The following is an 18162-nucleotide window of genomic DNA, read 5'->3' on the forward strand; positions in this document are numbered from 1 at the left end:
CGTCATGACCGAGCCCAACCCTGTACCGCAACCATCCACCCGCCGCCCTGCCACGCCTGCCGAGGTCCTTGCCTTCTGGCTGGGCGACGGCGTTGAAAAAGGCTGGCCCACGCAGGATCTGGGCAAGCAGTGGTTTGGCGGCGGCGCCCAGCTGGATGAAGACATCAAGGCGCGCTTTGAGACCGAAGTCCGCATGGCTTTGGGCGGCGGGCTCCCCGACTGGGAACAGCCGCCGCTGAGCCGCCTGGCGCTGGTCATCCTGCTGGACCAGTTCACCCGCAATGTCTTTCGCGGTACTGGTCAGGCTTTTGCAGGCGATGCGCGTGCGCAGCAGCTGGTCATGGACGCCATCGCCTCGGGCGGCGACCTGCAGCTTCCCTGGGTTGGCCGCGTGTTCATCTACATGCCGCTGATGCACGCCGAAAGCCTGGCATTGCAGGACGAATGCGTTGCCCGCTTTTCCCGGCTCATGTCCGACGCGCCTGATACGCTGAAACAGCGCCTGCAAGGCAACCTCGATTTCGCACACCAGCATCGGGACATCATTGCCCGCTTTGGCCGCTTTCCTTATCGCAACGCAGCGATGGGACGAGCTGACACGCCGGAGGAAGCCGACTTCCTCCTCAAAGGCCCGCGCTTCGGGCAGTAGCACGGCACCCCCGTCCAGGCTCACTTCGTGTAGCCCGTTCCCCCCTCAAGGGGGCGGCGCCTGTGGCCCGGCAAAGCCGGTTCCACGGCCCCCGCTGGTGGAATACCCCGTGGGCTCGGCTCTGCTGGGATTTATGCATCAAATCGGCCTCCAGCCCAGACAGAATGTGCACTAGCAGCTACCAATTTTATAGCACGTGACGCCAGGCGCGATGCGAAGCGAGCTGTACCAAGGCCAGCATGAGCCGCGGGACTGGCTTTGCCAGACCGCATGGCGAGCGGCCCCCTCGGGGGGCAGGAAGCTACACGCAGTGAGCGACCGTGGGGGCTCACCTTTTTGAATCCACCAGGGCCGCTGCGCCGTACTACCTGCAGGACGTCACGCCAGATCGCCCATAACAACGGCGGACGTCCTGCCACCGGCCGCCCCGGCCGTTCATGAAAACACAGGAGTTCACAATGAAATTACGCACCGCAACCGCCTCAGCTTCAGTTCTGCTCGTATCCCTGCTCGCCGCCTGCGGCAGCATGTCCCCCATGGCGCCGATGTATTCGCAAGCCAGCCTGCCTGCCGCCGTTCAGGTGCCGGCCGGCAACAAGGTCGCGATGGAAACCGTCGGCGTGGGCGAGATCACCTACCAGTGCAACGCCAAGAAAGACATGGCCGGCCAGTTTGAATGGGTGTTCGTCGGCCCCGACGCCAAACTCAATGACCGCAGCGGCAAACAGGTCGGCAAATACTACGGCCCGCCCGCCACCTGGGAAAGCATGGACGGCTCCAAATTGACGGCGACACAAATCGCGGTAGCCCCGAACAGCATGGGCAATATTCCTTTGCAGCTCGTCAAGGGCAACCCGGCCATGGGCAACGGCGCCATGAGCGGCGTGACCTACATCCAGCGCGTGGACACCCGCGGCGGCGTTGCACCCGCCATGGCTTGCGCCGCCGGCAATATGGGCAGCAAACAAATCGTGAAGTACCAGGCCGACTACATCTTCTACAAGGCGATGTAAGGCCCTTTAAGGCCGTTGAAGGCCAGTTTTCCCCCGCCGGTGTTGGCCCTGACGTGATCCGGGCCACGCCCCCAACCAGGGCGCCCAGGACGCGCCGGCGGAACCACCCTTTTCCTTCAGGGTGAGCAACCAGCGCTGAAATTAGGCGGAGCTGGTTTTCAGGCCCACAGGCTTGCCGCAAGGCCGGTTCTGTGGGCTTTTTTGCGTGCTTTTGCCTGGGCATTCCAGTGTGTGTTGACCTGGGGCACGCCTCACGCCAGGCGCTGGCACGAAGGCTGCGCGGCGTCCTACAGGTGTTTGAAGGCCGCCCGGTTTTACTCGCTACTAGGGAAAAAAACCTTACGAACAACAACCGGGGAAACACATGAAAAGCACACACAACATTCTTTGGGCCTACACCAAGAGCGCAAGCGTCACGCTGGCCATGGTCACCGGCACCGCCGCGCTGATCACCGCCTGCAGCGGCGTTGCTCCGCTCCCCAAGGAATACAGCCAGGACCAGCTCGACAGCCAGATCATGGTGCCACCGGGCCAGGTTGTAGCGCTCGAAACCACCGCCAGTGGGCTGCTTCACTACGAGTGCAAGGCCAACGCCACCACGGCCGGCACCATCGGCTGGGTGCTGGTGAGGCCAGAGGCCGACCTCCTGGACCGCACCGGCAAAACCGTCGCGAAATATTCCGGCCCGCCTGCCACCTGGACGCACATCGACGGCTCCAGCGTTGTCGGCACGCAAGTGGCGCTCGCGCCTCGCGTGGGTGCCACCAACCTGCCGCAGCAGCTTTCTACCGGCGCATCCGGCACAAGCCCCGGTGTCCTGCAAAACATCACCTACATCCAGCGCATCAAGACCAAGGGCGGGCAAGACCTGAGCAAGACCTGCACGCAAACTGAGCTGGGCAACAAGATGACGCAGTCCTACCAGGCTGACTACATTTTCTGGAAAGCAGCTTAAGGCAGCTGTTCCAGGCGCGCCCTGAAAAGCGCGTCCGTCCATTGCGGCAAAGCGGCAATGGAACCCAGCCCGCAGACCGAGGTCTGCGGGCTTTTTCGTTTCCGTCTCTGGCCACGAGCCAGCCATCCACCAAAACCTGAATTTCACCAGGTTTCAACGCAAACTGACAGTGCCGATGTCCGCCCGCAACCTTTCCTTGTAGCGTCCTACACCTGGCCATGGCCTGAACTGTTGTACTCTGCTCAACACTACGCCCACTCTGGAACTGCCGTGAAATACAAAGCCCGCCGACTTCTTTCGTCTCGCCTGCTGCAAAGCTCGTTGCTGGTCATGGCAGCTGCGGGCGTTCTGGCGGCTTGCAGCGCGCGCATGCCCAACCTGTTGCACACCCAGCTAACCCTGCCCGAGCCCATACGCGTGCCGCAGGGCTATAAAGCCGTGCTGGAGGCACAAGGCAAAGGCGATCTTCTGTACGAATGCCAGGCCGTTAAACGCGCGCCATATGAATACGCATGGCTGCTCCAGACCCCCGGCCTGCGGCTTGAAGGCGGCGCCGGCCAAACCATCATGTACTACCCCGGCGCGCGGTCACGCTGGGTTCACAGCGACGGCTCGCAAGTCATTGCGCAAGAACTTGTCGAAGTCACCACCGACCGCAGCAGCCTTCCCTTGATACGAGCCCTCGCAAGGCCTTCAACCACTTCGGGGGCGCTTGCAAACATCAGTTATATCCAGAGCCTCAAGACCGCGGGAGGCGTGGTAGCGGCCCCGGTGTGCACGTCTGCAAGCCTGGGCATGCGCGTGTCGGTTCCGTACGAGGCCAGTTACGTCTTCTGGCAGCCAGCGGCCTGAACGCCCTTGCCACACAATGGCCACATAACGGCCACACAACAAAAAGCCCGCTCGAAGCGGGCTTTTTGTTGAGCCAGACACTACAGCGATGGCTGTTGGTCGGCTTGACTTAGCGCTGGTAGTAAACCGGTGCTGCGCGGTAACCAGGTCCGTAGCCCTGACGCGGCGCCTGCACGTAGTAGCCACCGTGGTGCCTGTGGCCGTGTGGGCGGCCGTAGTACACCGGCTGCGGCACCACATACACAGGAGCGGGCCTGACGTACACAGGGCGCGGCTGGTAGTAAACCGGCGCAGGTTGGTAATACACGGGTGCCGGTTGAGCATAAACAGGCTGCTGGTACACCGGATAGGCGTTGGTTACGCCCACCTGCACACCTGGCACGCCGATGCCCACGGAAAACGACACATTGTCGCGAGCCTGGGCAGCACCGGCAAAGCCCATGGCTGCCAGGGCCAGCGTGGCGGCGGCGCCAGCCAGCGCGACGGAGCGGTTTGCTTTGATGGTTGTCTTCATATGATCTCCTTAGCAGGGCAGGAAATGCCCATGTGTTTATTAAACGCGGCACCCTGGTAACGGCATACCGTACGCACAGTGAAGAGCGTAGCCAAACGTAACCCTTTCGTGTAACGCCTAAAATCGCCCGATGACCTCCCCCGCCCCTTCCCAAGCGTCCCAAGCCGCCCCTGCCGACAAAGAAACCCACAAACCCAGCAACTTTCTGCGCCAGATCATCGAAAAAGACCTGGCAGAGGGTACTTATGCCAGCCGCCGCTGGGGCGGCAGCCCCGGGGACGCCGCCCACCACGCTGGAGGCCAGCCCGACCCGGCCAAGGTACGCCTGCGCTTTCCGCCCGAACCCAATGGCTATTTGCATGTGGGCCACGCCAAAAGCATTTGCCTGAACTTCGGTCTGGCGCGCGACTATGGCGGCGTATGCCACCTGCGCTTTGACGACACCAACCCCGAAAAAGAAGACACCGAATACGTCGACAGCATCATTGAAGCCGTGAAGTGGCTGGGCTATGACTGGGCACAAGTGGGCCAGCCATCTGGCGGCACCAGCCCTTACCAGGCCAGCGACTACTTCGACTTCATGTACCGCGCGGCGGAATATCTGATTGAAAGCGGCAACGCCTACGTCGACGAACAAAGCGCCGAAGAAATGCGCCACAACCGCGGCGACTTCGGCCACCCCGGCACCAACAGCCCCTTCCGCGGCCGCACGCCCGCCGAAAACCTGGCGCGCTTTCGTGAAATGCGTGACGGCAAGTTGCCCGACGGCGCGGCCGTGCTGCGCGCCAAGATCGACATGGCCTCGCCCAACATCAACATGCGCGACCCGGCCATCTACCGCATACGCCGCGCCCACCACCACAACACCGGCGACAAATGGTGCATCTACCCGATGTACACCTTCGCCCACCCGGTCGAAGACGCGCTCGAGCAAATCACCCACAGCATCTGCACACTCGAGTTTGAAGACCAGCGCCCGTTTTACGACTGGCTGCTCGACAGATTGGCCGAAGGCAAGCTGATCGCCACGCCGCACCCGCGCCAGTACGAATTTGCGCGCCTCAACCTCACCTATGTGCTCACCAGCAAACGCAAGCTCGCGCAGCTGGTGACCGAAAAGCGCGTGAGCGGCTGGGACGACCCCCGCATGCCAACCATCGTCGGCCTGCGCCGCCGCGGCTATACACCCGAAGCGATTCAACTCTTTGCCGAGCGCATCGGCGTGACCAAGAGCGACAGCTGGATCGACTACAGCACACTCGAAGGCTCACTCCGCGACACGCTGGACCCGATTGCCCCACGCGCCATGGCCGTGCTCGACCCCGTCAAGCTGGTGCTCACGAATTGGGACGAAGTGATGGGTGCAGGCAAGCTCGATGATTGCTCGGCGCCTGTACACCCGCACCATGAAGAAATGGGCAAGCGCCAATTCAAGATCGGCAAGGAAGTCTGGATTGAACGCACCGACTACGAAGAAACGCCGCCCAAAGGTTTCTTCCGCCTGTTCCCGCCCCACATCAACGCCAGCAAACAAGCCATTGCCGGCAGCAAGGTCCGCCTGAAATACGGCCACGTCATCGAATGCACAGGCGCAGTCAAAGACACCGACGGCAAAGTCACCGAAGTACACGCCACTCTGATCCCAGACACCAAGAGCGGCACCCCCGGCTCCGACAACATCAAGGTCAAAGGTGTGATTACCTGGGTCAGTGTGAGCGATGCGGTGCAAGCCGAAGTGCGCTTGTATGACCGCCTGTTCAGCGTTGAGCACCCCGGCACCGGCGACAAGGACTTTCTGGATGAGCTGAACGCGGATAGCTTGAAGACTGTGACGGCGTATGTGGAGCCGTCACTGACCAACGTGCCCGCTGGTACGCGCTTTCAGTTTGAGCGGCATGGGTACTTTGTGACAGACTCAAAAGATCATCAGATTAGAGGAGAGGGTAAGTCCGTCTTCAATCGGGTCACGGGTATGAAAGACTCGTTCAGCAAGTAGCGAGGAGCTCATGCTTCATCGCTGCTTGGAAAAAACAATCCTGCAGTCAACGAAGGAAGTGTTTTGACGAGCCCAATCAGCAGCGTCGATATTGAAGCGGAGCTTAGTTACGCGTTCTTGCACGCAGTAGCTTCACATGCGCAAGCAACTTGTCGACAGGCCGAGAGACTTTCTGACAACAGGGGCATAGATGTTCAACTCACATCTTGGGGCCCCTTCCCTCCGGGTGCAAAGAAAGAAGTTGATTTAAAAATTCAACTCAAAGCGACCATTAGTACGCCTGCAGATTTAGGTACACACCTCTCATACTCAATAAAAAAAACATCGCAGTATGACGATCTACGAGCTGTAGGAGCATATGCCGTTCCTCGCATTCTCGTCGTCCTGTTTTTACCAGTCGAGGAGCACAACTGGCTAGACGTTACAGAGCACTCTCTTGCATTGAAAAAATCTGCATACTGGGTTAGCTTATCGGGCGCAGCAGCGGTGACTACTGCGTCAGCGACCGTACATATTCCAAAAACAAACTTACTTACATCATCAGCCCTTCGGACTATATTTGCCGAACTCTCTCAAGGCAGGCTTCCTAGCTATACGCCGATGGGAGGGAGCACATGAATCTAAATCTGACACAACTGCAAATATTCTTGCGATCGCACGGATGGATGAATTCCGATGTCGCTAGATTCTCCGAGCATGTAGTAGTCTTTACCAATCCCCAGCACCCAGATCGAGAATTAACACTTCCCACAAAAGAAACTGCGCCCGACTATCAAGATGCGATGCACGTTATGTTCTCGAAATTGGCCTCCTTGGAGCACAGGTCAATAGCGTTACTGGTACGGGAAGCCGAAGATGCTAAAGATGGTCACTTACCAGAAACCAGTGACGACCTGATTCTGCGTATTGTTAGGCCGAGCCAGGACGGCGACGCAATACCGTTAACTCTCGCACGCACCGCTTTGAAAGAAACCGAGGTGTTGCTAATGACGAGCAACTGCCAGGCCCTAAAACCGGCTCCCTACTATCGACGGATTGACAACAAATCCTCAACATCACTGGTAGATAGGGCTGTGTTTAACCACACACGGCATGGAAGTTTTGTGTTGACTGTTTCATGCCCACTTCTTTCCGAGGGTGAGCAACTAAACCTCTTGTGGGATAACAGCAATCTGCCAATCACCAGAAGATCCTTCCTCGCGCTTCACAAAGGGCTAGAAGATTTATCGTCTGCTATCGCCAATGAACGGTGGGAAGAATTTACAGCGGATACTCTTGCTTCGACTTATCCTTCCGTATCCGCAAACTTAAGCGATGCCGTGGGAAACATTGCAGCATCGGAAGAAGGTGGTGGGATCGAGATAGGGTTTAGATGGTCGCCATTGGTTGTAGCCCCTGTACTAAGCAATGCCGAGAAAACTTTTTTATTCACCAAAAGCAATGCGACTCAGCTTTACTCGATTGCAGCGAAACTTCGTCCAAAGGAATCGTCACTTACAAATAGGTTTATAGGTACTGTAGAAGCACTTCGGGGCGATTTAATAGATGAGAAAAGATCCGGTTGGGTTGAGCTGGCACTACTAATTCCCAACATCGGTATCGTCCGCGCTACAGCCGAATTAAATGCACAGCAGTATCAAATTGCGGATCAAGCGCATATTGATGGTGCACATCAATTCATCGCCATTACAGGGACTGTCGAACCAAGGCCGCGGGTTTGGGTATTTTCTGTAGTTCAGGACTTTGAAGCTGTTAACTCTCCTTAGCATCAATTTCGGTGGAGTACATATATAGCTGCTCTGATTTATCCTTTTTCTGAAGCTTGTTTTAGTCGAACATGGAGATGCACGCCGGCCGAGCCCTCCATGGCAACTTCCTTGACCTCCAGATAAGACTGCCTGCGCATTAGTTCTCCCAGTTTGGAAAAACCATAGTTCCGCGGGTCAAAGGAAGGCTGATTCTTGGTCATCTGGCTGCCAACCGGACCTAAAGCCGACCAGCCGTCCTCACGCGTCACTGCGCCCAGTGCGGCAAGCACCATGGGCTTAAGCGCAGGTAATGCAGGGCCGTCCGTAGTTTTGTCTTCAGCCGGCTCGGTCCGTAAAATTTCCGTATAAATAAACTTGTCGCACGCGGCAACAAAAGCCCCAGGCGTCTTGCGCTCGCCGAAGCCATAAACAACAAGCCCGGCCTCGCGCAAACGGGTAGCAAGGCGAGTGAAGTCGCTGTCCGATGACACCAAGCAGAACCCGTCAACGCTGCCCGCGTGCAACACGTCCATCGCGTCGATGATGAGTGACGAGTCAGTGGAATTTTTTCCGCTCGTGTAGCTGAACTGCTGGATAGGCTGAATGGCCATCCTGTGCAGTGTTTCCTTCCAGCTCTTCAGGTTGGTCGTCGTCCAGTCGCCGTACGCGCGCTTGATGGTGGCGGTGCCGTATCGCGACACCTCCGCCAATAACTCCTGGATGACTGAAGCCTGGGCGTTGTCCGCGTCGATCAACACCGCCAGCCGTTTGTTGTCCTGAGTTGCCATGTTCACCCCTAATGTTGGTGCATCGTACTGGATACGCCGAGCACTGGAAACAAACTGAAACAGCGCCGTTTTGGTGAATTGTTCCCGGCCCATTCAGCGACCAGGCGCATGGCCGCCCGTATGATCGGCCGATTCAAATCAAAACAAAAGGACGTTCCCCATGGCTGCTGCGCGCACGATCCACGCTGACCTCTGGCGGGTTTTTCTGCTGACCCTGGCGTCGCTCTTTCTCATTCCGGCGGCCACGCTGGTTTTCACGCACTACGCGCTGCAGGCCGAAGACCAGAAGTTCATTCAACGCATCAACGCACAAATTAATACCGACAAAGACCTGAGCCCGGCGCAAAAGGCGGACGAGATCGCGTTTTACGACACGCACAGACTGTCGATGGCTTGCGCCGCCACTGGGCCAGAGAACCAGGTCTTTCACGACAAGGTCTGCAGCCCCTACTCCATGCACTGGCACTTTCACTGGGCCGAACGTGTCGCCTTCTGGACATTGATTTTGGGCGCAGCGCTGCTGGTGGCGGCCGGCGTGCTGGGCGCGCTGGCCTTTGTCAACCGCGGGCTGCGCTACGCGAGCTTTGTAACGGGCTGGCGTCTCATGACGTTCTCCAGCGCGGTAGAGGTCACGCTGCAAAGCGTGATGCTGGTATGGCTGTCTTTCTGGCTCACGGCTTACTTCTGGCACAGCTACTACATCAAGCTGGTCGGCCTTGCCGGCATCATGGCAGCCATGGCGGTTTTCTACGCGATTTACACGCTGTTCAAAAAACTGCCATCGGGCAACACCATTGAAGGCGAGCTCCTTTCTGAAGCCGATGCCCCGCGCCTGTGGGACCGCATTCGCCAGCTGGCGGGCCGCGTGAAGACCTCGCCACCGGACCAGATCATTGCGGGCATCGACAACAACTTTTTTGTGACTGAGGCGCCCTGCACGGTGGCCGGGCAGGCCCTGACGGGCCGCACCCTGTTTGTGAGCATTCCGCTGCTGCGGGTGCTGGACACCGCCGAGGCCGACGCCGTGCTGGCGCATGAGCTGGCCCACCTGGGTGGCGGCGACACACGCAGCAGCGCGGCGCTGGGCCCCAAGCTCAACCAGTTTGACCTGTACACCTGGGAAATGCGCAGCGGCGGGCTGACCATCGTGGCGCACTACCTGCTGCGCCTGTACCGCATGGTGTTTGAGTTTGCGCTGGCACGCGACAGTCGCGAGCGCGAGTACACCGCCGACCGCGTGGCCGCGCAATTGACGGCGCCGCAGTCCATCGTGCAGTCGCTGATCAAGATCTCGGCCTATTCCAGCTACCGCAACACGGTGGAAAACAAGCTGTTTGAGCAGGAGCAGCAACACACCGGTGCCTTGGGAATTGCCGGCTTTGTGGCCGACGGCCTGCACCCCTATGCCCGCTCGGGCGAGTTTGCGACGGCCATGAAAACCGCCGCCGTGCCGCACCCTTACGACACGCACCCGCCCCTGCTGGAGCGCATGCGCAACGTGAACCACAAGGTGGCCGAAGACAGCTATGGCGCCATCGTGACCACCGTGCCGCAAGCCACCTGGGCCGATGAAATAGCCACCGCCGCGGCCATTGAGCAGCGGCTGTGGAGCGACTACGAGCAGCGCTTTGCCGCCGCGCACGAGCAAAGCCTGGCTTACCGCTACGAGCCGGCCACCGAAGAAGAACGCGCTGTGGTGCTGCGCTACTTTCCGCCGGTGTCGTTTGACCTGGGCAACGACAAGCGCATTGACATCACCTATGAAGGCCTGCATGCCACCGCAGACGACGGTGTGCCGGTGTCGTGGGACGAAGTCAAGGCCATGGCATTTAACAACAGCAGTTTTGGCAACACGCTCACCATCACCCACTTCGACAAGGGTGTGATTGGCTCGCGCACCAGCAAGGTCAAGCTCAAGGGCCTGGCCAAGCAGGAGGATCGTTTCAAGGCGGTGCTGGGCCACTACTGGGAGCGCCACCAGATCATGCGGGCGCAGCAAAAAGCCCGCGCCGCTGAAGCAGCCGAGGCCTGAAGCACTGCTCATGCCCAACCCGGCCGGCGCCCCGCCGCAGCTCATCTGCTTTAACAAGCCCTATGGGGTGCTGAGTCAGTTCACGCCCGAAGGCCGCTGGCGCGGGCTGAAGGACTTTATCGACCTGCCCGGTGTTTACGTAGCCGGGCGGCTCGACGCCGACAGTGAAGGCTTGCTGCTACTGACCAGCGACGGCCAGCTGCAGGCGCGCATCAGCGACCCACGCTTCAAGATGCTGAAGACCTATTGGGTGCAGGTTGAGGGCGAGCCAGACGATGCCGCACTGGCGGCCCTGCGCAGCGGCGTGCAACTGAACGACGGCCCCACGCGCCCGGCCACTGCCGAGCGCATAGGCGCGCCACCCGGCCTGTGGGAGCGCGAGCCCCCGGTACGGGTGCGCAAGGCCATACCGACCTCCTGGATAGCGCTGGGCATACGCGAAGGCCGCAACCGCCAGGTGCGGCGCATGACAGCCGCGGTCGGCCACCCGACCTTGCGGCTGATTCGTGCGTCCATCGGCCCCTATGCGCTTGACGGCATGGTGCAAGGCAGCTGGCGTGAAATCGAAGAGCAGGCCGAAACTGCCTGAGGCGTCCCCCAACAATGACTCAACCCGACTTCAGCCCCGCTGCCGACCGCAACAAGCAAGTGATTCTGGACGTGCTACGAAAGGTCTTGCCCGAAAGCGGCAAAGCGCTGGAGATTGCCTCGGGCACCGGCCAGCACGTCGCCTGGTTCGCCGCGGGCCTGCCGCAATGGACCTGGCAGCCCACCGACGCGATGCCCACCGCGCTGGACTCAATTGCTGCCTGGGTGGCCGAACAGGGATTGCGCAACGTGCGCCCCGCCCTTGTGCTCGACGTGATGGCTCCCCAGTGGCTGCCGGCCGATGCGCAATTCGACCTGATCTACTGCGCCAACATGCTGCACATCTCACCCTGGGCGACCTGTGCGGCACTAATGCAGGGCAGCGCGCGCCATTTGGCCGATAACGGCGTGCTGGTGACTTATGGGCCCTACCTGGAAGACGGCGTGGCCACGTCAGAAGGCAATCTAAGCTTCGACCAAAGCTTGCGCGGGCAAAACCCCGCCTGGGGCATCCGCCGCAGGGAAGATGTGGAGCAGGAAGCGGCGCGGGCCAGTTTGCGGCTGCGGGCGCGGTATGCGATGCCGACGAACAATTTGTTGCTGGTTTGGTCCGGCGCGTTGCACCAGCCGTAAGACCTGCAGGCGGTGCCGTCGCGAGCTCACCTCGTGCAATCGCGGCCAAGTTTTTTCCGCTACCTGCGCGTCCTCGCATTTTCGGACTTCATGGCATCACCCGGGTGACCCACAAGTTGTCGGTTCTTCTGTCACAAACCGGGGCTGTCAAACGTCTAATAAAGTAGATGACACCGAAATTCCAGTGTGCACCTTCATCCCCCCTATGCCCGGCAGTATCAATGCTCCGCGCTTACCCATCAACCCGAAGCAAAAGCAAAGCATCAGCAAGGAACCCTATGAACATCACCCTCACCCCCACGGCCGCATGGCTGGTTCTGCTGGTTGCCGGCCTTCTGGAAACCGTCTGGGCCACCAGCATGAAAGCGTCTGAAGGTTTCACCAAATTGAACTACACCGTGGTCACTCTGGTCGCGGCCGGGTTGAGTTTTTGGTTGCTGGGCCTGGCCTTGAAGGCACTGCCTGTCGGTTCAGCCTATGCGGTGTGGACGGGCATTGGCACTGTGGGTGCGGCGGTGCTGGGCATCGTGTTGTTCAACGAGCCGGCAACCCTGGCGCGGCTGGGCTGCATTGCCCTCATCGTGGGCGGCATTGCAGGCCTGCAGCTCACCAGCGGGCATTAAGCCGGTGGTATTAAGCCCCGTTAAACGGGTGACTCGCGCAGAATTTTCTGCATCACCTTTCCTTTGGCAAGCTCATCAATCAGCTTGTCCAGGTAGCGTATTTTTTGCATCAGCGGGTCTTCAACCTCTTCTACGCGAACACCGCACACCACGCCTTTGATCAGCGAAGCATTGGGATGCCAGGCGGGGGCCTGGGCGAAGAAAGTTTCAAAATCGTTCTGCTGTTCGATTTGCCGATTCAACCCCGCCTGGTCATAGCCTGTCAGCCAGCAGATGATCTGGTCGACTTCTTCTTTCTTGCGGTGTTTGCGTTCCGCTTTTTTAACATACAGCGGATAAACCTTTGCAAACGCCATCGTGAAAATGCGGGGCTTGGGCATCGTCATTTCTCCTGTGCCGAGATCCAATCGCGGACACGAAGATTGTATGAGCGGCCCTGGCTTAAGCCTCCGCCTCGATCGAAGCCTTCAACCTGCCCAGTGCCAGCTCCCACTGTCGGCCAATGGTTTCCAGTGCCTTGCGGGCTTCTTCCATCTGGGCCGGGTCAAATTGCCACAGGCGTTCTCGGCCCATCTTCAAGTCCTTGACCACACCGGCATCGGCCAGCACCTGCAAATGCTTGGTCACGGCTTGCCGGGTCAGGTCGGTGTTGGCGGTGAGCTGGGCAATGGAGAACGCGCCGCCGGCGCACAGCACGGCGATGAGCTGCAGGCGCGTTCTGTCGCCCAGCGCAAAGAAAACCGAGGCCAGGTCGGTGACGGGCCTGGCCGTTTTGGCGGGTGCCTTGTTATTGCGCGACATAGTTGCCAATGTTGCGCAGCTGGCCTTCCCAGCCGCCACTGTTCATGCGGAAGGCTTCGGCGCGCCGGGCGGCAGGCACCTTGTCAAAACCACTTTCCACCACGGTCAGCAGCGTGCCGTCCGGTGCGTCTTTCAGGGTAAAGACCACGGTGGTGCGTTCTTCTTTTGAATAGTCGATGGCGGCGTCAACCGCGTAGGGGTGCCAGCGGTAGCTGAGCAGGCTCTCGGGCTCGACGCGTTCGAACACGGCGTCAAACATGATCTTGTCGTTGCCGGCCACGGTGAAGTTGATCAACCCCGTGACATGCTGGCCGGGCTTGAAGGGGCCGCCCTTGAGTGTGGCGCCAAACCATTTGCCGAAGTCTTCAGCGTTCGAGATGGACTGCCACACGCGGGAGCGCGTCGCCTTGATGTGGATGTTGCGTTCGATCCGGTCGGTGTTGCCGGTCTGCCTGGCGGGGGCCGCCTGGGTGGTGGTGCTCATGAGGTTCTCCTGTGCAGGGATGATGAATAGGACTAAGCGGCGCAGAGGGAAGGAAACGAACTAAACGAGATCGAGACCAACGAAATCGAAATAATGCAACCGATTAGTTGCTTGTATTTTGCACCTGCTTTTTAAATTGCGCAACCCATTGGTTGCATTTTTTGACCGGCACGACATCAGCTGCCCGGACGCAAGCACTTTCACCCCCGCCAAAACGTCGAGCAAACCCGGCTTTTTCCGACAGACAGACGCTTGTCCAGCGTGCTTAATAGTGTTGAAGCGCCCCAGCCTTGGGAGTGCGTAACCAACAGGAGATAGCCATGCCCCAGTTCGCCATGATTACCGGTGACGTGACTTACACCCCGGGTGACGGAGCCCCCATTGAAATCCCGCGTGTGCGGGTGGAGGTTGCGCTGGAGCCCGACAGCGCCACACTGAGTTGGGACGCCGGCGATGGGGTGCGCGCCGTGACGGCCATTCCGCGCATCCAGTTTGACGACTATGTGCGTGAAGGAAAAATCACGCTGACGCCGCAATAATGGGTGCCATGCCTGATCGCTATTTGCCCCGCGCCGTTCCGTTTACCTCAACTTCCCCCTCGCCTTTCACCCGCCGCGCTGCGCTGTGGGGCGGCTTGGCCTTGTGGGCCCTTCCCGCTTCGCACCTTGTTGCGGCAACGGGCGCCGCACCGCCTGACGTCTGGCCCAGGGCGCTGCAGGTTCCTGGCGGTGTAGCCCGGCTTGCGCTGGGCCCAGCGCCTGAGCGGCCAGTGGCCTATGCGGGCGACATTCCTTTGCTGGTGCTGGGCGATGCCGCCGGCTGGACGGCCATCGTAGGCATTGCGCTTGCCGCCGAGCCGGGTGAAGCCAGCATTGCCATCGAAACACCGGGCCATGGCAGGCGCACTGTGCCTTACACCATTGCACCCAAGCGCTACAGCGAGCAGCGTCTGAAGGTGGCGCCGCGCACCGTCGACTTGTCACCCGAAGACCAGGCGCGCTATGAACGTGAACGCGACCACCAGGCGCTGGTGATGGCCACGCTGACCGAGCCGCCCCACACGAATTCGCTGCAGATGCGCGCACCTACGCCGGGCCGGCACTCGAGCTCGTTTGGGCTGCGGCGTGTCTTCAACGGGCAGGCTCGCAATCCGCACAGCGGCATGGACATCGCGGCGGCCACAGGCACGCCGGTGGTGGCGCCGCTGCCTGCGCGGGTCATTGACACCGGCGACTACTTCTTCAACGGCAACACGGTGTGGCTGGACCATGGCGGCGGATTGCTGAGCATGGTGTGCCACCTGAGCGCGATCGGCGTCAAACCTGGCGACACCCTGAAAACCGGCGAGCGCCTGGGCGCTGTGGGTGCCACGGGCCGTGTCACGGGGCCGCACCTGCACTGGGGCGTGATGCTGAACCGCGCCATGGTAGACCCCGCGCTGTTTTTGGCTGCCTGATGAAAATACCGGTAAACAGCCGGATATTTAAGTGAAATATGGCTGCAGCCCAGTTGGAACGTGCGCAAGCAGCTATCAAAACAATAGCGAAGTCGCCGTAAACAACCCGGGCTCAGCCGATTCTGGACATGCGCCTCTAACCCGGTAGGTCGCCCTCACTAGGGAAAACCTTGATGATGAATCATTGTTCAACCATTGAAGGAAACACCATGACCGCCAAAAACCTGTCGACCGTCGCAACCGACCTCATTGAATCGTCGGGCAACACCGCCCGCCACATGATCAACGCCTACCGCGCCGGCGGCGAACGCGTGGTCAGCCTGCTGGAGCAGCGCTGGAACCGCGCGCTGAAGCAGTCCCGCACCGAGCTGACGGCTGAAACCGCCAAAAATGCAACGGCAGCGCAACTGGCCTTCAGCGTGTACTACACCAAGGGCCTGATGCTGACGACCAACGGCGCACAGCAAGTGGTGAGCCAGCTGGTCAAGGTTCTTGAGACCGGCGTGGAACGCGCCTCTGCCAATGCCAGCCTGTTTGAAGAAAAGACCGGCGTGACCACCCTGAACACGCTGGCCCACGCCACCGCGCCTGGCGCTCTGGCCCTGAGCAAACTGGCCGCGCAAATCGAGCAGAAGTCAGCTGAACTGGCCGGCAAGATCGCCGGTGCGCAAAAGCCCGCAGCCAAGCGTGCCTCGGCTTTCAGCCAGCGCCGCACAGCCAAGGCAGCATAAAGCGTTCAACGACGCGACCATGTGACGCTGAAATACAAAACCCCGGCCTGCGCACTGCGCAGACCGGGGTTTTTTCTTTGGCGGCCTCTTCAAGGTTTCATGAAGCTAGCGAGACCTCAATGAAGACAGAGCAGAGGCCTGGTCGGCTTAAGTCAACTTAACCACGCGGATTAATCATCCGCTCCACTTCGTCACGCAGCGCAGTCAGCTCGGCGCGCAGCTGGCGGCGCTCCTGAGGCGTGACCACACCATCTGATCGGTAGGCGGCTTCGCGGCGCTCAATGGCCTGCTCACGCGCCTGCAAACGCCCGGCCTCCTGCAGGCTCAGACGGTGGGAGCGAACGCCTTCGTCAATGCGCTGGTTGATGGCGAACTCCTGGCTGTCAATTGCGCCCAGCCGGCCATCTTGCTGCGCGACGGGTGTATAGCGGTTGTTGGCAATGGCGCGCTCCACCTCGGCGCTCAGGTTGGCCATGTCGGCGCGCAGTTGCTGGCGCTCTTGCGGCGTGACCCGGCCATCTGATTTGTAGGCAGCCTCGCGGTTCTGGATGTCGCGGTCGCGGCGGTACAGCGTGCGGGCCTCAGACGGCGTGATGCGGCCGGACTGCAAACCCTGCTGGATACGGTCGCTGACGGCTTGCTGGGCGTTGTCAATGCCGGGCGTTTGCCCTTGGCGAGGTGCCGGTGGCGCATACACCGTGTAAGGGCCAGGTTGCGCCATCGCGGGTGCGGCGGCAAAACCTGCGGCCAGGGCTGCGGCAATCATCGATGCGGTCAGAAATTTCGTTTTCATGAGGGGCTCCTTTGCTCAATTTGAGAACCAGCAACCCAGCTGGCAAAGTTTGAAAAAGCCTGAAGGGTTGCTTTCCGAAACACCGGCCTCGGCTGGCCTCTGTGCTTCAGTGGTTTCATCGTGGGCCCCGAAAGTAAAGGGCGTGTAAGGCCAGCGTAGTTTTACCCGCTGTTTACCTCGCAGCATCGGCGAGTATCAGGATGTATCGATGCCTTCACCGCGGCTGTCGGCAAGCTGCTTGCGAGCTATCTATTTATTCATTTCGCGCCGAGCGGCAAATCGTCTACCGTTGCCAGATAGCGGCCGACCAGCTCAAAGAAGCTGTCGTAAAACGTATCCGACGAAATCGTGACGCTGCCTACTCTCACCATGGAGTCATTGCCCGAAATGAAGGGCAATGACACCGAACCAATCGCCCCCACACCGAGGCTGGCGGAATTGTTGCTCTTTTTCAGCTGGTAGCTGTCTTGCAGCGCGGTGACAAACCCCAGGCTAATTTTGCCGTCAACGCTTTCGGGTGCGCACACCACCCTGATCACCATTTGCAGATGCGACTCGGCTTCGGGCTGAAAGCTCTTCTGGCCTTCGACCAGATCGGCGCTGGCCGTGTTGATGATGTAGCCCTGGCTCAGCAGTGCGCGGCGCGAGGCCTCACAGGTTTGCGCCGCTGTCGCGTCAAAAAGGCGCGAATAAGTGGCCGTGGAGCCGAACTTTTCCTGCAACGGAAACGATTTGACGCCGCTTGCGCAGCCGCCCAGGAACAGGGCTGAGCCCAGCAGCACGACGGCCCCACCACGCCCGAATACCCTGCCCGCCAAAGCACTTGCCATGCCCGCTGCCCGCTGAAGTTTCACCACTGTTGCTCCTTTCGTTGTCACAATTCACTGACCTTGTATCCTGACTTTCCCAACTTTTACAGGCCAGGCGGTCTTCACGCTTGAGGACCATGCTACGACGCCCGCGCGCACCCCATGTAACAAGCTTGAAAACCGGCCTCATTGCCCCAGTTAAATCTTATGACCGACCCTCTGCACATCGTCTGCCCCCACTGCCATACCACCAACCGCGTGCAGGCTGCCCAGCTCGGCAGCGAGCCGACCTGCGGCAATTGCAAAAAATCGCTGTTTGTGGCCCATTCCACCGCGCTCGATGAAGCCGCGTTTGACAAGCACATCGGTCGCAACCAGATCCCGGTATTGGTTGACTTCTGGGCGCCTTGGTGCGGCCCCTGCAGGCAAATGGCACCGGCCTACGAACAGGCGGCCGCGCAGCTGGAGCCGCAGGTGCGCGTGGCCAAGGTCGACACCGAAGCCGTGCCCAACCTGGGCGCGCGTTTCAACATCCGCAGCATTCCCACGCTGGCCTTGTTCAAAAACGGCCGCGAGGTGGCACGGCAGGCCGGCGCCATGGGCGCAGCGGACATCGTGCGCTGGGTGCAGGCCAACTCGCGTTAGCACTCGTTAGCACTTGCGCTAACGCCCGCGTCAAGCAGGCCAGACGCAAGAA

At 60.1% G+C, this 18162-nt stretch carries 22 protein-coding genes; 15 read left to right on the plus strand and 7 right to left on the minus strand.

What is annotated here, in order from left to right; all coding sequences use genetic code 11:
• Positions 1–4: 4 nt before the first annotated feature.
• The 4 genes from ABI546_RS13000 to ABI546_RS13015 all read left to right on the plus strand — a co-directional run bounded on the left by ABI546_RS13000 (position 5) and on the right by ABI546_RS13015 (position 3469).
• Complete coding sequence (locus ABI546_RS13000) at positions 5–649, plus strand: DUF924 family protein (protein WP_348047003.1); 645 nt, start codon at positions 5–7, stop codon at positions 647–649.
• A 458-nt stretch (positions 650–1107) separates the two neighbouring features.
• A complete protein-coding gene (locus ABI546_RS13005) occupies positions 1108–1662 on the plus strand; it encodes a DUF3455 domain-containing protein (RefSeq protein ID WP_348047004.1) in 555 nt (184 codons plus the stop codon).
• Positions 1663–2026: 364 nt separating this feature from the next.
• Entirely contained in the window at positions 2027–2617 is a 591-nt protein-coding gene (locus ABI546_RS13010; RefSeq protein ID WP_348047005.1) for a DUF3455 domain-containing protein, read from the plus strand.
• Positions 2618–2887: 270 nt separating this feature from the next.
• Positions 2888–3469, plus strand: coding sequence for a DUF3455 domain-containing protein (locus tag ABI546_RS13015; RefSeq protein WP_348047006.1), 582 nt, complete (start codon positions 2888–2890; stop codon positions 3467–3469).
• Positions 3470–3578: 109 nt separating this feature from the next.
• On the opposite strand, the gene ABI546_RS13020 is transcribed toward ABI546_RS13015, so the two are convergent.
• Entirely contained in the window at positions 3579–3983 is a 405-nt protein-coding gene (locus ABI546_RS13020; RefSeq protein ID WP_348047007.1) for a hypothetical protein, read from the minus strand.
• 130 nt (positions 3984–4113) lie between these two features.
• Between ABI546_RS13020 and ABI546_RS13025 the strand changes: the two genes are divergently transcribed.
• The 3 genes from ABI546_RS13025 (at position 4114) to ABI546_RS13035 (ending at position 7745) form a co-directional block, all read left to right on the plus strand.
• Positions 4114–5979: a glutamine--tRNA ligase/YqeY domain fusion protein gene (locus tag ABI546_RS13025; RefSeq protein WP_348047008.1), complete on the plus strand. Its 1866-nt coding sequence runs from the start codon at positions 4114–4116 to the stop codon at positions 5977–5979.
• Between the two features lie 63 nt (positions 5980–6042).
• Positions 6043–6597 (plus strand): DUF4365 domain-containing protein, encoded by a 555-nt coding sequence (locus ABI546_RS13030; protein WP_348047009.1) that lies wholly within the window; start codon positions 6043–6045, stop codon positions 6595–6597.
• Positions 6594–7745 (plus strand): hypothetical protein, encoded by a 1152-nt coding sequence (locus ABI546_RS13035; protein ID WP_348047010.1) that lies wholly within the window; start codon positions 6594–6596, stop codon positions 7743–7745. The genes ABI546_RS13030 and ABI546_RS13035 overlap by 4 nt, the downstream gene beginning before the upstream one ends.
• Positions 7746–7783: 38 nt before the next feature.
• Here ABI546_RS13035 and ABI546_RS13040 read toward each other — a convergent pair whose 3' ends face one another.
• Complete coding sequence (locus ABI546_RS13040; RefSeq protein WP_348047011.1) at positions 7784–8515, minus strand: NYN domain-containing protein; 732 nt, start codon at positions 8513–8515, stop codon at positions 7784–7786.
• Between the two features lie 160 nt (positions 8516–8675).
• Here ABI546_RS13040 and ABI546_RS13045 point away from each other — a divergent pair, with 160 nt between their 5' ends.
• The 4 genes from ABI546_RS13045 (at position 8676) to ABI546_RS13060 (ending at position 12391) form a co-directional block, all read left to right on the plus strand.
• Positions 8676–10547: a M48 family metalloprotease gene (locus ABI546_RS13045; protein WP_348047012.1), complete on the plus strand. Its 1872-nt coding sequence runs from the start codon at positions 8676–8678 to the stop codon at positions 10545–10547.
• A gap of 10 nt (positions 10548–10557) precedes the next feature.
• The gene (locus ABI546_RS13050; protein WP_348047013.1) at positions 10558–11136 is read left to right on the plus strand and encodes a pseudouridine synthase; all 579 of its coding nucleotides are present in this window, start codon (positions 10558–10560) and stop codon (positions 11134–11136) included.
• 14 nt (positions 11137–11150) lie between these two features.
• Complete coding sequence (locus tag ABI546_RS13055) at positions 11151–11768, plus strand: DUF938 domain-containing protein (protein ID WP_348047014.1); 618 nt, start codon at positions 11151–11153, stop codon at positions 11766–11768.
• A gap of 278 nt (positions 11769–12046) precedes the next feature.
• Positions 12047–12391, plus strand: coding sequence for a multidrug efflux SMR transporter (locus tag ABI546_RS13060; protein ID WP_348047015.1), 345 nt, complete (start codon positions 12047–12049; stop codon positions 12389–12391).
• A gap of 20 nt (positions 12392–12411) precedes the next feature.
• Here ABI546_RS13060 and ABI546_RS13065 read toward each other — a convergent pair whose 3' ends face one another.
• From ABI546_RS13065 to ABI546_RS13075, 3 genes are all read right to left on the minus strand, one after another.
• Entirely contained in the window at positions 12412–12771 is a 360-nt protein-coding gene (locus ABI546_RS13065; protein WP_348047016.1) for a DUF2200 domain-containing protein, read from the minus strand.
• 61 nt (positions 12772–12832) lie between these two features.
• The gene (locus ABI546_RS13070) at positions 12833–13192 is read right to left on the minus strand and encodes a metalloregulator ArsR/SmtB family transcription factor (RefSeq protein WP_348047017.1); all 360 of its coding nucleotides are present in this window, start codon (positions 13190–13192) and stop codon (positions 12833–12835) included.
• A complete protein-coding gene (locus ABI546_RS13075) occupies positions 13179–13676 on the minus strand; it encodes an SRPBCC family protein (protein ID WP_348047018.1) in 498 nt (165 codons plus the stop codon). The genes ABI546_RS13070 and ABI546_RS13075 overlap by 14 nt, the downstream gene beginning before the upstream one ends.
• 320 nt (positions 13677–13996) lie before the next feature.
• Between ABI546_RS13075 and ABI546_RS13080 the strand changes: the two genes are divergently transcribed.
• From ABI546_RS13080 to ABI546_RS13090, 3 genes are all read left to right on the plus strand, one after another.
• Positions 13997–14215, plus strand: coding sequence for a hypothetical protein (locus ABI546_RS13080; RefSeq protein ID WP_348047019.1), 219 nt, complete (start codon positions 13997–13999; stop codon positions 14213–14215).
• A gap of 8 nt (positions 14216–14223) precedes the next feature.
• A complete protein-coding gene (locus ABI546_RS13085; protein ID WP_348047020.1) occupies positions 14224–15132 on the plus strand; it encodes a peptidoglycan DD-metalloendopeptidase family protein in 909 nt (302 codons plus the stop codon).
• A 209-nt stretch (positions 15133–15341) separates the two neighbouring features.
• The gene (locus tag ABI546_RS13090; protein WP_348047021.1) at positions 15342–15863 is read left to right on the plus strand and encodes a hypothetical protein; all 522 of its coding nucleotides are present in this window, start codon (positions 15342–15344) and stop codon (positions 15861–15863) included.
• 157 nt (positions 15864–16020) lie between these two features.
• Here ABI546_RS13090 and ABI546_RS13095 read toward each other — a convergent pair whose 3' ends face one another.
• Entirely contained in the window at positions 16021–16656 is a 636-nt protein-coding gene (locus tag ABI546_RS13095; protein ID WP_348047022.1) for a hypothetical protein, read from the minus strand.
• A 257-nt stretch (positions 16657–16913) separates the two neighbouring features.
• Positions 16914–17486 carry a DUF2242 domain-containing protein gene (locus tag ABI546_RS13100; RefSeq protein WP_348047156.1) on the minus strand — a complete coding sequence of 191 codons (573 nt, stop codon included), beginning with the start codon at positions 17484–17486 and terminating at the stop codon, positions 16914–16916.
• A 186-nt stretch (positions 17487–17672) separates the two neighbouring features.
• Between ABI546_RS13100 and trxC the strand changes: the two genes are divergently transcribed.
• Positions 17673–18110, plus strand: a complete 438-nt coding sequence (gene trxC / locus ABI546_RS13105; protein WP_348047023.1) for a thioredoxin TrxC — start codon at positions 17673–17675, stop codon at positions 18108–18110.
• Positions 18111–18162: the final 52 nt, after the last annotated feature.

It is taken from the genome of Polaromonas sp., assembly GCF_039932935.1.
Classification (GTDB): domain Bacteria; phylum Pseudomonadota; class Gammaproteobacteria; order Burkholderiales; family Burkholderiaceae_C; genus Polaromonas.

Bases quoted from the DNA above. Each gene is read 5' to 3' on its own strand.
- ABI546_RS13005 (WP_348047004.1), top strand. From the start codon at position 1,108: ATGAAATTACGCACCGCAACCGCCTCAGCTTCAGTTCTGCTCGTATCC.
- ABI546_RS13040 (WP_348047011.1), bottom strand. From the start codon at position 8,515: ATGGCAACTCAGGACAACAAACGGCTGGCGGTGTTGATCGACGCGGAC.
- ABI546_RS13065 (WP_348047016.1), bottom strand. From the start codon at position 12,771: ATGCCCAAGCCCCGCATTTTCACGATGGCGTTTGCAAAGGTTTATCCG.
- ABI546_RS13090 (WP_348047021.1), top strand. From the start codon at position 15,342: ATGACCGCCAAAAACCTGTCGACCGTCGCAACCGACCTCATTGAATCG.
- ABI546_RS13085 (WP_348047020.1), top strand. From the start codon at position 14,224: ATGCCTGATCGCTATTTGCCCCGCGCCGTTCCGTTTACCTCAACTTCC.
- ABI546_RS13075 (WP_348047018.1), bottom strand. From the start codon at position 13,676: ATGAGCACCACCACCCAGGCGGCCCCCGCCAGGCAGACCGGCAACACC.
- ABI546_RS13070 (WP_348047017.1), bottom strand. From the start codon at position 13,192: ATGTCGCGCAATAACAAGGCACCCGCCAAAACGGCCAGGCCCGTCACC.
- ABI546_RS13020 (WP_348047007.1), bottom strand. From the start codon at position 3,983: ATGAAGACAACCATCAAAGCAAACCGCTCCGTCGCGCTGGCTGGCGCC.
- ABI546_RS13035 (WP_348047010.1), top strand. From the start codon at position 6,594: ATGAATCTAAATCTGACACAACTGCAAATATTCTTGCGATCGCACGGA.
- ABI546_RS13050 (WP_348047013.1), top strand. From the start codon at position 10,558: ATGCCCAACCCGGCCGGCGCCCCGCCGCAGCTCATCTGCTTTAACAAG.
- ABI546_RS13080 (WP_348047019.1), top strand. From the start codon at position 13,997: ATGCCCCAGTTCGCCATGATTACCGGTGACGTGACTTACACCCCGGGT.
- ABI546_RS13045 (WP_348047012.1), top strand. From the start codon at position 8,676: ATGGCTGCTGCGCGCACGATCCACGCTGACCTCTGGCGGGTTTTTCTG.
- trxC (WP_348047023.1), top strand. From the start codon at position 17,673: ATGACCGACCCTCTGCACATCGTCTGCCCCCACTGCCATACCACCAAC.
- ABI546_RS13060 (WP_348047015.1), top strand. From the start codon at position 12,047: ATGAACATCACCCTCACCCCCACGGCCGCATGGCTGGTTCTGCTGGTT.
- ABI546_RS13010 (WP_348047005.1), top strand. From the start codon at position 2,027: ATGAAAAGCACACACAACATTCTTTGGGCCTACACCAAGAGCGCAAGC.
- ABI546_RS13100 (WP_348047156.1), bottom strand. From the start codon at position 17,486: ATGGCAAGTGCTTTGGCGGGCAGGGTATTCGGGCGTGGTGGGGCCGTC.
- ABI546_RS13055 (WP_348047014.1), top strand. From the start codon at position 11,151: ATGACTCAACCCGACTTCAGCCCCGCTGCCGACCGCAACAAGCAAGTG.
- ABI546_RS13025 (WP_348047008.1), top strand. From the start codon at position 4,114: ATGACCTCCCCCGCCCCTTCCCAAGCGTCCCAAGCCGCCCCTGCCGAC.
- ABI546_RS13095 (WP_348047022.1), bottom strand. From the start codon at position 16,656: ATGAAAACGAAATTTCTGACCGCATCGATGATTGCCGCAGCCCTGGCC.
- ABI546_RS13000 (WP_348047003.1), top strand. From the start codon at position 5: ATGACCGAGCCCAACCCTGTACCGCAACCATCCACCCGCCGCCCTGCC.